Below are 12726 nucleotides of genomic sequence, written 5' to 3' on the forward strand. Positions count from 1 at the left end.
GCCAGCTTAAACCAGCTTCCAGGGCAGGGCTTCGCCCGAGCGCAGCGGCTTCAGTTGCGCCTCGCCGAAGGCGAAGCTGTCCGGCGGCGTCCAGCTTTCGCGCACCAGGGTGATCTTGCCGGTGTTGCGCGGCAGGCTGTAGAAGTCCGGGCCGTTGAAGCTGGCGAAGGCTTCGAGCTTGTCCAGCGCGCCGGCATTGTCGAAGGCCTCGGCATACATCTCGATGGCGGCATGGGCGCTGTAGCAGCCCGCGCAGCCGGTGGCGTGTTCCTTGAGATGGGCCGCGTGCGGCGCGCTGTCGGTGCCCAGGAAGAACTTGGGCAGGCCGCTGGTGGCCGCCTCCACCAGGGCCAGGCGGTGCGTCTCGCGCTTGAGCACGGGCAGGCAGTAGTAGTGCGGACGGATGCCGCCCGTGAAGATGGCGTTGCGGTTGAACAGCAGATGCTGGGGCGTGATGGTGGCGCCCACGAAGCGGTCGGCCTCGGTCACGTACTGGGCGGCTTCGCGCGTGGTGATGTGCTCGAAGACGATCTTGAGTTCGGGGAAGTCGCGGCGCAGCGGGATCAGGTGCTGGTCGATGAAGGCGGCCTCGCGGTCGAACAGGTCGATGTCGCTGCTGGTGACTTCGCCGTGCACCAGCAGCAGCAGGCCTTCGCGCTGCATGGCTTGCAACGTGGGGTAGATCTTGCGCAGGTCGGTGACGCCGTGGTCGCTGTTGGTGGTGGCGCCAGCCGGGTAGAGCTTGCAGGCCACGACGCCGGCCGCCTTGGCGCGCACGATTTCCTCGGGTGGCAGGTTGTCGGTGAGGTACAGCGTCATCAGCGGCTCGAAGGCCATGCCCTCGGGCACGGCCGAGAGGATGCGCTGCTTGTACTCCAGCGCCTGCTCGGCGGTGGTCACCGGCGGCTTGAGGTTGGGCATGATGATGGCGCGCGCAAACTGCGCGGCCGTATGCGGCACCACGCTGCGCATGGCTTCGCCATCGCGCACGTGCAGGTGCCAGTCATCGGGACGGGTGATCGTGAGGGTGTTGGTGGAGGCGGTCATTCCGCCATTTTCCCATCGCCGCGAAACCGCGGGCCAATTGCGGGGCACGCCACCCTCGGGACTGGCACGTGGCTAACGCGGTCGCAGGTGCTGCGGCCCCAGCTCCTGCAGGCCTTGCACGCCGATCAGGGCCATGTTGCGCCGCATCTCGGCCGCCAGGATGGCGATGGCGTGCAGCACGCCGGCCTCGCCGCCCACGGCGCCCGCATAGTTGAAGGGCCGGCCCACAAAGACGAAGTGCGCGCCCAGGGCCAGCGCCACCAGCACGTCGTTGCCCCTGCGAAAGCCGCTGTCGATCATCACCGGGTAGTCCGGCCCCAGCGCCTCCACCACCAGGGGCAGCATGTGCAGGGGCGAGACCGCGCCATCGAGCTGGCGGCCACCATGGTTGGACAGGATGATGGCGTCGGCCCCGGCATCGCGCGCGGCCAGCGCGTCCTGCGGGCTGAGGATGCCCTTGACCACGAGGCGGCCCTTCCAGCGCCGGCGTATCAGGGCCAGGTGTTCCCAGCTCAGGTGGTCGCGTGCGCCGAAGTCGCGCGTGACGGTGGACGAGAGAATGGGCGCGCCGCGCGTGGCCTGCGAGTTCTCGAAGTGCGGCATGCCGTGCCGCACCAGGGTGCGCAGCGCCGTGCCCAGCAGCCAGCGCGGATGGGTGATGCCCTCCCAGGCCAGGCGCAGGCCGGGCCGCAGCGGCGTCGAGAAGCCCGCGCGGATGTTGTTCTCGCGGTTGCCCGACACGGGCGTATCCACGGTGACGACCAGGGTGGCGAAGCCTGCGGCCTCCACGCGCCCCAGCAACTGCACGATGCGTTCGGTCTCGCCGGGCACATAGGCCTGGAACCAGGCCTGGGGATTGGCCTGGACCACCTCCTCCATGCGGATCAGCGAGGTGCCGCTCAGGATGGCCGGGATGCGGGCGGCCGCCGCCGCGCGCGTCTGCACCAGGTCGCCCCGGTAGGCCGACAGCGCGCTGATGCCCATGGGCGCGATGCCGAAGGGTGCGGCCCAGGTCTGGCCCAGCAGCGGCGTGGCCAGCGTGCGCCGCGAAGTGTCGGTGAGCACGCGCGTCACCCAGCGGTGGGCATCGAAGGCCTCGCGGTTGGCGCGCAGGGATTTGTCGGTCTCGCAGCCGCCGCTGACGTAGGCGAAGATCGGCGCAGGCAGGTGGTGGCGCGCCGCCCGCTCGAAATCATCGAGCGACAGGATGCGCCTGAGCCTGCGCGGCGTGGAGGAGGCCTGGCCCGCGCCCAAGAGTGCGGGCAGGTGTGCGGGCAGGGGTGCGGAGGAACTGGGGGTGTCGAGCCGGTCGACCTCGATTGGGGCTGCCATGGTCAGTTGATCTGGAACTTGCCCTCGCGGATCAGCTTGCCCCATTTGGCGTGCTCGCTGCGAATCCACTCGCCGAACTGCGCGCCATTGGCAGGCGTGGCCATGCTGCCTTCCTGGGCCAGCTTCTCTTTGACCTCCTTGGTGGCCAGCAGCTTCATGGTCGCGTCGGCAATGCGCTCGGCGATGGGGGCGGGCAGGTTGGCCGGCCCCACCAGGCCCAGCCAGGTGGAGGCCTCGAAGCCCGGATAGCCCTGCTCGGCCACCGTGGGCACGTCCGGCAGGGACGGCACGCGCTGGGCCGAGGTGACGGCCAGCGCACGGATCTTGCCCGTGGCCAGCTGCGACATCACCGACACCGTGTTGCCGAAGTACAGGTCCACCTGCCCGCCCATCAGGTCGGTGAGCGCGGTATTGGCGCCCTTGTAGGGCACCTGCAGCACCTCGATGCCCGCGCGGCGTGCCAGCATTTCCCCGGCCAGGTGGCCTACCGTGCCATTGCCGGCCTGGGCGATGCCGTAGGTGCCGGGCCTGGCCTTGGCCGCCTTGATGAAGTCCTGCAGGTTCTTGAAGGGCGAGTCGCGCCGCACGGTCAGCACCACGGGCTGCAGGGCCACGCTGGCGATGGGCGTGAAGTCCTTGAGCGCATCGAAGGGCATCTTGGCGTAGAGGCTGGGATTGATGGCCAGGTTGGCGGCCTGCCCCATGCCGATGGTGTAGCCGTCCGGCGCGGCCTTGGCCACGGCATCCAGGCCGATGTTGCCGCCCGCGCCGGGCTTGTTGTCTATGACCATGGTCCAGCCCATGGCGATGTTGAGCCGGTCGGCCACCAGGCGTGAGGTGGCATCCGTGCCGCCGCCGGGCGGAAACGGCACCACCAGGCGCACGGGCCGCTGCGGCCATTCGCCCTGGGCCAGCGCCAGTGCAGGGAAGGCCGTGGCCAGGGCGGCGGCAGCGCCGCCCAGAAGATGCCGTCTGCGCATTGTCATTGTTTGTCTCCTTGGAATCGTTATGGCGGGAAAAGTCGGGCGCAGCCTGCGCGCGGGACGCTAGACCGGCAGGCCCTTGGCGCGCAGCACGGCGTCGAAGCGCTCGGGGTCGGCCGTGCCGCTGCGGTTGGTCTCGCGGATGACGGCCTCGCGGGCCAGGTGGGCCTGGCTGCGGCGCAGCACCTCGGCGGCCTCGGCCGCGGGCACGGCGATCACGCCGTCGGCATCGCCCACGATCAGGTCGCCGGGCAGCACGGCCAGGCCGGCGCAGGCCACGGGCACATTGATCTCGCCCGGGCCGTCCTTGCTGGGCCCGCGGTGCGTGTGGCCGCGCGCAAAGATGGGCATGCCGTCCTGCGCCCATTCGCACAGGTCGCGGATGGCGCCGTCGATGACCAGGCCGCCCAGGCCGCGCGCCAGGCAGGTGGTGCGCATCAGGCCGCCGACCAGGGCCTGCGAGACATCGCCGCCGCCGTCGATGACCAGCACATCGCCGGGCTGCACCATCATCAGCGCCTTGTGGATCATGAGGTTGTCGCCGGGCCGCACGCGCACGGTGACGGCGGGGCCGCAGAGAACGGCCTCCAGCCGCGCGTGGTACTGGCGCAGGCCGATGGCGCCGACATTGCGGCTCATGGCGTCGCCGATGGCGGCCACGGGAATGGCCTTGAAGGCCTGGACGACGCCGGCCTCGGGGCCTGCGGCGCGCGGATGGATGCGGTAGCCCGCAGGCCATTGGCTGGATGGGGTGGTCATGGCAAATCTCCGGGAAAAACAGCTCAGCGCAGAACCTCGGGGTTCACGCAGTGGGAAGGGTCGGCGGGGCTGCCCTGCAGCCAGCCCAGCACATTGGCGGCGGCCATGCCGGCCATGGCCGCCAGCGCGGCGGGCGTGGAGCCGCCCACATGGGGCGTCAGCACCACGTTGTCCAGCGCGGCCAGGGCGTGGCCCGCAGGCAGGGGTTCCTCGGCCATGGTGTCCAGGCCGGCGGCGGCCAGGTGGCCGCTGCGCAGGGCGTCGATCAGCGCCGCCTCGTCCACCACCTCGCCCCGCGCGGTGTTGACCAGCAGGGCGCCGCGCGGCAGCTGGGCGATGCGGCCGGCATCGAGCAGATGGCGCGTGCGGGCATTCAGGGGCACGTGCAGGCTGAGCACATCGGACAGGGGCAGCAGCTCGTCCACCGAGCCCAGCATGCGCACGCCCGCCACGGTGCCGGGCCCTGGGGCGCAGGCCGGATCGAAGGCCACCACCTGCATGCCCAGCGCCAGCCCCACGCGCGCCACGCGCTGGCCCACCTGGCCAAAGCCCAGCAGGCCCAGGGTGCGGCCGCTCAGCTCCAGGCCGTCCTGGGCGCGGGACCAGCGGCCGGCGCGCAGCTCGGCATCCATCCAGGCGATGCGGCGGGCGGCCGCGAACATCAGGCCCAGCGTCATCTCGGCCACGGACTGGGCATTGGCGCCCGGCGTCACATAGACCGGAATGCCCCGCTGGCTGGCCGCGGCCACATCGATATTGCTCACGCCCACGCCGTGCTTGGAGATGACCTTGAGCGAGGGACAGGCCGCGATGGCAGCGGCCGACAGCGTGGCCGTGCGCGAGATCACGGCATCGACGCTCTCGCGTGCCAGCACGGCGGCAACCTCGGCCTCGCCGCCGCCGTCTTGCAGGTACAGCACGCGGCAGTGCGCCGCCTGCAGGCGCTGCAGCCCGGCGGGCGCCAGGCGTGGCGCGGTCACGAAAACGGTGGGCGGGTGGGTAGTGGCGGTCATGGGAAAGGGCAATTCGCTTTGTCGATGCACCGCATTCTTGTGAGCGCCACCCATTCCGTCCATTCGATAATGTTCATTCAAACATCACTTTTATTCATCGATGGACCTGCACCTGCGCGACCTGCGCTTCTTCGAGATCGTGGCCGACCTCGGGCACCTGGGCCGGGCCGCAGAACAGCTGGGGCGCACCCAGCCCGCGCTGAGCAAATGCATACAGCGCCTGGAACTGACCGTGGGCGGCGCGCTGTTCGAGCGTGCCGGGCGCGGCATACGCCTCACGCCGCTGGGCGATGTGCTGCTGGCCCGCGCGCGCATGCTGCGCAATGCCAGCCAGGAGGCGCTGCGCGAGGTGCGCGACTTCAACGAAGGCCATGCCGGCCATGTGCGCATCGGCAGCGGGCCGGTGGCCGCCGACCACCTGCTGCCCGAGCTGTGCAGCAAGGCCCTGGCCGACGGGCGGCGCATCACCATCAGCATCGTGATCGGCCCCAGCTGGGAACTGCGCGACCGCCTGCGCGAGGGCCAGTTGGACCTGCTGATCGGCCTCACGGCCGAGGGCGATCCGGAGCTGGTCTCCCACCCGATCGCCGAGGACGTGGTGGTGGTCGCGGCGCGCCAGGACCATCCCGTCTTCGAGCGCCAGCGCATCACCATGGCCGCGCTGCTGCGCCATCCCTGGGCCCTGCCCAGCGCCAACATTCCCAGCCGGCAATGGCTGGACCAGGCCTTCACCTCGCGCGGCATGCCGGCGCCCACGGTGCAGGTGGAGGCGGGCTCCATCCCGCTGCTGCCGCGCATGGTGGCCAAGACCGATCTGCTGACCTTCGTCTCGCGCCACACGCTGCGGCTGGAGCGCAGCCGCACGCTCAGGGAAGTGCGCCTGCCTGCCACCACGCTGCGCCGCCACCTGGGCGTGACCTGCCGGCGCGACGGCTATCTGTCGCCCGCAGCCCGGCACATGCTGGAGCTGCTGCGCGCCGACGGCCAGGCCCTGTTCGGCGAGGATGCATCGCCTCTGGACGAGGACTGATTCCAGCGGACCGGGGCTAAGGCCCCGGCCGCGCGCCCGCATCGGCCAGGCGCAGCAGGCCCGCCAGGTCGACGATGGTCAGCCGGCCATAGGCGGCCTGCAGCAGGCCGCGCTGCTCCAGCAGGCGCAGCTCCTTGTTGATGGTCTGGCGCGAGACCGACAGCATGGCGGCCAGGTCGCTCTGCGAGATGCGCAGCACCACGCCCTGCCCGTCGGGCGCGGGCTGGCCATGCGTGGGGGCCAGCCGCGCCAGCAGCTCGGCCACGCGGTTGTCGATGTTGCTGAAGGCGTGGCGCTGCTGGACGACGATCAGCTCGTGCATGCGCGCCAGCACCAGCAGGCAGATGTCCTTCCACAGCGGCGGATGGGCATCGAGCAGGGCCAGGAAGGACTCGCCGGGTATCTCCACCAGCACGGTGGGCTGGTGCGCGTGGTAGTCGTAGACGAATTGCGTGTGCTCCAGCAGCCGCGCCAGGCCCACGATGTCGCCCGCGCTGTGCATGGACAGCACGAAGCGCGAGCCCGTGGCGTCCACGCCGCCCACTTCCACGCAGCCCGAAGCCACTACCAGCACCTCGCGCCGCTTGGGGTCGGCGGCGCGCACCTGCTGGTGGCGCTCGTAGCGGCCCAGGCGGGACAGCGCCGTCAGCTCATCCAGCACCTCGGGCGGCCAGTTGCGCAGCATGCGGCACAGGCCCAGGGCGCGGCGGATCAGCGCCGAAGGGTCGGCCACGGGAGCAGGCTTGGAGCGCATGGTTCTCTCACGATGTCGAAGGCCCCGGGTTAGTCCGGTGCCCATGTACCGCCATTTGTCAATGGCTTGACAGAGTGCATCCCCTGTCGCTCGGGATAGTAGCAAGCAAGCCACCGGGCAAAGCATCCGGGGCGCTACCAAGGAGACAAGTTCGTGAAGCACAAGCATTGGCTGGCCGCCGGCGGCATGGCGGCCCTGGGCACGTCCGCGTGGGCGCAGGGCAGCGTGGAGATGTTCGGCATCGTCGACGTCCACATCAACAGCGCAAGGTCGGGCGCCACGCGCCTGAGCCGGCTGGAGGACGGGGGCAGCGCGGCATCGCGCATCGGCTTTCGCGGCAGCGAGGACCTGGGCGGCGGCCTGCGCGCCCAGTTCATGCTGGAGGCCGGCGTGGCGCCCGACACGGGCCTGGGCACCATTCCCGGCCCGGGCCTGGCCTTCACGCGGCAGGCTTGGGTAGGACTGAACAGCGGCTGGGGCGCCGTGGAGATGGGCCGCATGTACACGCCCATGTTCGGCGCGCTGTTCCGCGCCGATCCGCTGGGCATGAACGCGCTGTTTTCCTCGCTGAACCTGGTGTCGGCCACCGATGCCCAGGCCGGCCTGCGGCCGTTTGCGGCGCGGGCCAACAACCTGGTGCGCTACCGCACGCCGGCAGGCCAGCCCTGGCTGGCGGACCTGGCCTATTCCTTTGGCGAAGTGGCTTCGCCGAACAGCAGCAACGGCCGCCTCTACGGCGCCACGCTGGGCTGGAACCAGAAGCCCTGGTTCCTGGCCTACAGCTTCCAGAAGTCCGTGGAAGGCAGCGCCGCCGCACCCGTGGCCGCGCCCGCCACCAGCCAGTACCAGGCACTGTCGGCCAGTTGGGAAGCCCTGGACGGCCTGCGCCTGACGGGCAACTACGTCATCAACCGCGTGGACCGTGCCGGCACACCCAAGGCGAAGCTGGCCCAGCTGGGCGCCGATTGGAGCGTGGATGCGCGCTCCAAGCTGCTGGTCTCGGTGGCGCGGCGCGAGGTGGGCGGCACGGACCGCGCCCAGAACACCTGGACGCTGGGCTACGACTACGCGCTGAGCAAGCGCACCGTGCTCTACGCGCGCTGGCTGCAGCTGGGCAACGCGGCCAATGCCTCGGCCGCCATTGCCAACGTGCCGGTGGCCGCCAACAGCGGCGACGGCGTGCGGTCCCTGGCGCTGGGTGTGCGCCACAACTTCTGAGGGACACCCATGACCGACAGCCATTGCTTTGACACTTCCCGGCTCGACGCGCTGTTCGCGCCGCGCTCCATCGCCGTGGTCGGCGCCTCGGACCAGGCCAGCAAGATCGGCGGCATTCCGCTGGACTACCTGCTGCGCTTCGGCTACGGCGGCGCGCTGTATGCGGTGAACCCGCGCGCCAGCCGCGTGCAGGGCCTGCCCGCGCACGAGCGGCTGGCCGCCATCGGCGCGCCGGTGGACCTGGCCATCGTCGCCGTGCCGCAGTCGCAGGTGACCGGCGTGCTGGAGGATGCGGCCGCCGCGCGCGTGCAGTCCATGGTGCTGTTTTCCTCGGGCTATGCCGAGACCGGCTCCGACGGCACGGCCGCCCAGCAGGCGCTGGCGCGGCGCGCGCAGGAGGCGGGCATACGCCTCATCGGTCCGAACTGCCTGGGCTTCATGCGCCCCGGCCACCAGGTCTACGCCACGTTCTCGCCCGCGCCGGGCGGCGGCCTCGTGCGGCCCGGGCGCATCGGCATGGTCAGCCAGTCGGGCGCCTTCGGTGCCTATGCCTACAGCCTGGCGCGCGAGCGCGGGCTGGGCCTGTCGCTGTGGGCCACCACGGGCAACGAGGCCGATGTGCAGCTGGCCGATGGCCTGGCCTGGCTGGCCCAGGACCCCGAGACCGACGTGATCATGGCCTACATGGAAGGCTGCCGCGACGGCCCCCGGCTGCGCGCGGCCCTGGCCCTGGCGCAGGAGCGCGGCAAGCCCGTGGTCATGTGCAAGGTGGGCACCAGCGCCCTGGGCGCGGCCGCCGCGGCATCGCACACGGCCTCGCTGGCGGGCAACGATGCCGTCTATGACGCGGTGTTCCGCCGCTACGGCGTGCTGCGCGCGCATTCCATCACCGACTTCTTCGCGCTGGCGGCCAGCGCCTCCATCGCGCGGGCCCCCAAGGGGCGGTCCATCGGACTGTTCACGGTCTCGGGCGGCGTGGGCGCCATGATGGCCGACGACGCCAGCGCAGCCGGCCTGGACGTGGCACCGCTGTCCGATGCGGCCCAGCGCCAGCTGCGCGAATGGGTGCCGTTTGCCGCGCCGCGCAACCCCGTGGACATCACGGGCCAGGTCACCAACGACATGACGCTGCTGGAGCGCAGCGCCCACCTGATGCTGGCCGACCGGCAGTTCGACAGCTGGCTGGGCTTCTTCGCGGCAGGCGGTCTGTCCGACGCCTTCTGGCCCGTGCTGCAAAGCCTGGTGCAGACGCTGCGCACCCACCATCCCGACACCCTGCTGGCCGTCAGCACGCTGTGCCCGCCCGAGCGCCGCGATGCGCTGGAGGCGCTGGGCTGCCTGGTGTTCGCCGACCCGGGCGCGGCCATACGCTGCATTGGCGCGCTGGCCCGCCTGCATGAAACACCGCAGGCTCTGCCCGCGATGGCCGATGCAGGCAGCGCACTGCACCTGCCGGCGGGCACGCTGTCGGAGCAGCGCAGCATGGCCCTGCTGGCCGAGGCCGGCGTGCCCGTGGTGCCGCACCGGCTGGTGCGCACGGCGGCCGAGGCAGCGCAGGCCGTGCAGGCCGTGCAGGCCGTGCAGGCCGCACAGGAGATGGGCGGACGCATTGTCCTCAAGGTCTGCAGCGATGCCATCGCCCACAAGTCCGACGTGGGCGGCGTGGCACTGAACCTGGCGGATGCGGCCGGCGCCCAGGCCGCCTTCGACCGCATCCTGGCCAATGCGCGCCAGGCCCGGCCCGATGCGCACATCGACGGCGCGCTGGCCGCGCCCATGGTGCAGGGCGGCGTGGAGTGCATCGCCGGCGTGCACCGCGACCCGGTGTTCGGCCCGGTGCTGATGTTCGGGCTGGGCGGCATCCATGCCGAGATCCTGCGCGATGTCTCGCTGCGCCTGCTGCCCATCACGCGCGACGACGCACTGGCCATGGTGCGCGAGCTGCGGGCCTTTGCCGTGCTGGACGGCGCGCGCGGCCGCCCCCGCGTGGACCTGGACAGCATTGCCGACACGCTGTGCGCCCTGGCCGGCTTTGCGCAGCGCGCAGGCGCCACGCTGGAAAGCGCCGAGATCAATCCCCTGATCGCCCGCCCGCGCGAGGACGGCGGCTGCGTGGCCGTCGATGCGCTGGTCATCGGCAGGGAGGCTGCATGAAAGCCAATGCCCATTCCATCTCCCACCCGGAGGCCATCATGAACACACCCCTGCTGCGCACCACCGCGCTGACCTGCCTTGCCCTGGCCTGCAGCGCCGCGCTGGCCCAGGACGGCTATCCCGCCCGGCCCGTGCGCATCGTCGTGCAATACCAGGCCGGCGGCTCCACCGACACCGTGGCGCGCATCCTGGCCGAGGGCCTGGCCAAGCGCCTGGGCCAGCCCGTGGTGGTGGACAACCGCAGCGGCGCGGGCGGCATCATCGGCACCGAGCATGTGGCCAAGAGCGCGCCCGACGGCCACACCCTGCTGCTGACCGTGCCCGGGCCCATCACGGCTAACCTGGTGCTCTACAAGAAGCTGCCCTACGACCCGCGCACCGAGCTGCGCATGGTCTCGGACGTGGTCTCGCCCTCCATGGTGATGGCGGTCAACCCGGCCGTGCCGGCCAAGGACTTCAAGGGACTGGTCGAGGCCGTGCGCCAGTCGCCGGGCAAGTACGCCATGGGTTCCTGGGGCGCGGGCACGCAGCCGCACCAGGTCCAGGTCTTCATGGACAAGGCCTACGGCCTGCAGTCGCTGCACGTGGCCTACAAGGGCGAGGGGCCCATGTCCATCGACCTGATCAGCGGCGTGATCCAGATGACGCTGGGCTCGGCCGCCACGCTCAAGCCCTTCATCGACGCCGGCAAGCTGCGCGCCCTGGCCGTGGCCGGACCGCGCCGCAGCAAGGCCCTGCCCGATGTGCCCACCTTTGCCGAGCAGGGCTACCGCGAGCCCGTGTATGCCATCACGGGATCGATCTCGCTGATGGCGCCCGTGCGCACGCCCGACGCCATCGTCGAACGCCTGGGCCGCGAGGTCGCCGCGGTGATGCGCGAGCCCCAGGTGCGCCAGCGTGTCGAGGCGCTGGGCCTGGAGGCCCAGGGCAACAGCCCGGCCGAGGCCAGCGCCGCCTACGCCGCCTTCTTGCCCGTGGCGCTGGACCTGGCGCGCTCCACGGGCGTGACCCTCGACTGACCCCCCTCCTGCCCTGAAGAAAACAATGGACATGAACCCGACCTCTCCCTCCCTGCCCGAAGTCCGCCGCGCCCTGGCGCGCTCCATCGGCCTGGCCGCCTTTGTCTACGGCTATCCGCTGATAGAGACCTACCGCACCTGCCGCCTGCAGACCGATGCCGGCGCCGCACGTGCCACCGGTTTGGGCCTGGACATGCGCGGCGACTTCGACACGCTGCACCACAGCCAGCGCCCCTCCACCCATGAGGACCGCGACGTGGTCACGCCCGCCAACGACCTGCTGTACTCGCTGGCCTGGATCCACCTGGCCGACGGCCCGCGCCTGCTGACCGTGCCCTCCAGCGCCGCGCATCCGGGCCGCTATTTCGTGCTGGCCCTGTACGACGCCTATACCGAGAATTTCGAGAACCTGGGCCCGCGCAACTGCGCGCCCGAAGGCGAGACCGTGGTCCTGGTCGGGCCGGGCGGCCAGGTGCCGGAACACCTGGCCGGCCACCGTCTGGTGCACTGCCCCAGCAACCTGGTCTGGCTCATCGGCCGCACCGTGGTGGGCGATGCGCCCGACTGGCCTGCAGCCCGCGCACTGCAGGCCGACATCCGGCTGGAGCCCGCGCCGGGCACGCCAAAAGGAGGCCGCCCGGCCGCCGTCACGAACTGGGTCGGCCCGCCCGTGGACGCCATGGCGGCCGCCTTCGAGAACCAGGAGCCTGCGGCCGAGGTTGCACCGCGCTTTTTCACCAACCTCTGCCATGCGCTGGCCGAGGCGCCTGGCCGCAAGGAGGACCAGGGGCTGCTGGCCTGGTTCGGCCAGGCCGGCCTGGTGGCCAGCGCCCACATGGCGTGGGAGCAGCTGGAGGAGCCCGTGCGCGAAGGTCTGACCGAGGGCTTTGCCGACGGCGTGCGCACCGTGGCCGCCATGGGGCGCAACCGCCGCCCCCGGCCCTGGACCATGACGCCGTCCACCGGCCGCTACGGCAGCGAGTACCTGGGCCGCGCACGCACCGCCTACCTGGGCCTGGGCGCGCTGGCCACAAGCGAGGCCATCTACGCGGCCGCCCACCACGACGCAGGCCTGCAGCCGCTGGACGGCAGCCAGCGCTATGTGCTGCGCTTCAATGCCGCCGACATGCCGCCGGCCGATGCCTTCTGGTCCGTCACCCTGTACGACGCCGACCGCTTTCTCTACGGCAACGAGATCGGCCGCCACTCCATCGGCGACCGCACGCCGGGCTTGCGGCGCGAGGCCGACGGCAGCCTGCAGATCGACCTGGGCCATGCCCGGCCGGCACAGGGCTCCGCCAACTGGCTGCCCACGCCGCACGGGCGCTTCTACCTCATCCTGCGCATGTACCACCCGCAGGCAGGCGCGCACCAATGGCCTGTTCCGCCCCTGCAGCCCGTGGCCGCATGAGACACG

11 protein-coding genes are annotated in these 12726 nt (G+C 71.3%); 5 read left to right on the forward strand and 6 right to left on the reverse strand.

Annotated features, from left to right (window positions below):
- Positions 1 to 6: 6 nt before the first annotated feature.
- The 5 genes from pyrC to IB269_RS11850 all read right to left on the reverse strand — a co-directional run bounded on the left by pyrC (position 7) and on the right by IB269_RS11850 (position 5134).
- Positions 7 to 1047, reverse strand: coding sequence for a dihydroorotase (pyrC, locus tag IB269_RS11830; RefSeq protein ID WP_043819970.1), 1041 nt, complete (start codon positions 1045 to 1047; stop codon positions 7 to 9).
- A gap of 72 nt (positions 1048 to 1119) precedes the next feature.
- Positions 1120 to 2379, reverse strand: coding sequence for an alpha-hydroxy acid oxidase (locus tag IB269_RS11835; protein WP_192367226.1), 1260 nt, complete (start codon positions 2377 to 2379; stop codon positions 1120 to 1122).
- Between the two features lie 2 nt (positions 2380 to 2381).
- Positions 2382 to 3365, reverse strand: a complete 984-nt coding sequence (locus tag IB269_RS11840; protein ID WP_065347864.1) for a Bug family tripartite tricarboxylate transporter substrate binding protein — start codon at positions 3363 to 3365, stop codon at positions 2382 to 2384.
- A 60-nt stretch (positions 3366 to 3425) separates the two neighbouring features.
- The gene (locus IB269_RS11845; protein WP_012203312.1) at positions 3426 to 4121 is read right to left on the reverse strand and encodes an RraA family protein; all 696 of its coding nucleotides are present in this window, start codon (positions 4119 to 4121) and stop codon (positions 3426 to 3428) included.
- A 23-nt stretch (positions 4122 to 4144) separates the two neighbouring features.
- Entirely contained in the window at positions 4145 to 5134 is a 990-nt protein-coding gene (locus IB269_RS11850) for a hydroxyacid dehydrogenase (protein WP_192367227.1), read from the reverse strand.
- Positions 5135 to 5234: 100 nt separating this feature from the next.
- Between IB269_RS11850 and IB269_RS11855 the strand changes: the two genes are divergently transcribed.
- On the forward strand, positions 5235 to 6164 hold the full coding sequence (locus IB269_RS11855) for a LysR family transcriptional regulator (RefSeq protein WP_013804160.1): 930 nt from the start codon (positions 5235 to 5237) through the stop codon (positions 6162 to 6164).
- Positions 6165 to 6180: 16 nt separating this feature from the next.
- Here the strand turns inward: IB269_RS11855 and IB269_RS11860 are convergent, their stop codons facing one another.
- Entirely contained in the window at positions 6181 to 6918 is a 738-nt protein-coding gene (locus IB269_RS11860; RefSeq protein WP_013804161.1) for a Crp/Fnr family transcriptional regulator, read from the reverse strand.
- Between the two features lie 153 nt (positions 6919 to 7071).
- Here IB269_RS11860 and IB269_RS11865 point away from each other — a divergent pair, with 153 nt between their 5' ends.
- Genes IB269_RS11865 through IB269_RS11880 form a run of 4 tightly spaced genes read left to right on the forward strand, consistent with a single transcriptional unit; the run spans position 7072 to position 12720 of the window.
- A complete protein-coding gene (locus IB269_RS11865; RefSeq protein ID WP_043819955.1) occupies positions 7072 to 8136 on the forward strand; it encodes a porin in 1065 nt (354 codons plus the stop codon).
- A 9-nt stretch (positions 8137 to 8145) separates the two neighbouring features.
- On the forward strand, positions 8146 to 10290 hold the full coding sequence (locus IB269_RS11870) for an acetate--CoA ligase family protein (RefSeq protein ID WP_192367228.1): 2145 nt from the start codon (positions 8146 to 8148) through the stop codon (positions 10288 to 10290).
- Positions 10287 to 11309, forward strand: coding sequence for a Bug family tripartite tricarboxylate transporter substrate binding protein (locus tag IB269_RS11875; protein ID WP_192367229.1), 1023 nt, complete (start codon positions 10287 to 10289; stop codon positions 11307 to 11309). Before IB269_RS11870 ends, IB269_RS11875 begins: the two co-directional genes overlap by 4 nt.
- 25 nt (positions 11310 to 11334) lie before the next feature.
- The gene (locus tag IB269_RS11880) at positions 11335 to 12720 is read left to right on the forward strand and encodes a DUF1254 domain-containing protein (RefSeq protein ID WP_192367230.1); all 1386 of its coding nucleotides are present in this window, start codon (positions 11335 to 11337) and stop codon (positions 12718 to 12720) included.
- Positions 12721 to 12726: the final 6 nt, after the last annotated feature.

It is taken from the genome of Delftia sp. DLF01 (genome assembly GCF_014852125.1).
In the GTDB taxonomy this organism is placed as follows: Bacteria; Pseudomonadota; Gammaproteobacteria; order Burkholderiales; family Burkholderiaceae_C; genus Comamonas; species Comamonas acidovorans.

Coding starts and splice junctions, on each gene's coding strand:
- IB269_RS11860 (WP_013804161.1), bottom strand. CDS start 6,918: ATGCGCTCCAAGCCTGCTCCCGTGGCCGACCCTTCGGCGCTGATCCGC.
- pyrC (WP_043819970.1), bottom strand. CDS start 1,047: ATGACCGCCTCCACCAACACCCTCACGATCACCCGTCCCGATGACTGG.
- IB269_RS11840 (WP_065347864.1), bottom strand. CDS start 3,365: ATGACAATGCGCAGACGGCATCTTCTGGGCGGCGCTGCCGCCGCCCTG.
- IB269_RS11855 (WP_013804160.1), top strand. CDS start 5,235: ATGGACCTGCACCTGCGCGACCTGCGCTTCTTCGAGATCGTGGCCGAC.
- IB269_RS11880 (WP_192367230.1), top strand. CDS start 11,335: ATGGACATGAACCCGACCTCTCCCTCCCTGCCCGAAGTCCGCCGCGCC.
- IB269_RS11845 (WP_012203312.1), bottom strand. CDS start 4,121: ATGACCACCCCATCCAGCCAATGGCCTGCGGGCTACCGCATCCATCCG.
- IB269_RS11850 (WP_192367227.1), bottom strand. CDS start 5,134: ATGACCGCCACTACCCACCCGCCCACCGTTTTCGTGACCGCGCCACGC.
- IB269_RS11875 (WP_192367229.1), top strand. CDS start 10,287: ATGAAAGCCAATGCCCATTCCATCTCCCACCCGGAGGCCATCATGAAC.
- IB269_RS11835 (WP_192367226.1), bottom strand. CDS start 2,379: ATGGCAGCCCCAATCGAGGTCGACCGGCTCGACACCCCCAGTTCCTCC.
- IB269_RS11870 (WP_192367228.1), top strand. CDS start 8,146: ATGACCGACAGCCATTGCTTTGACACTTCCCGGCTCGACGCGCTGTTC.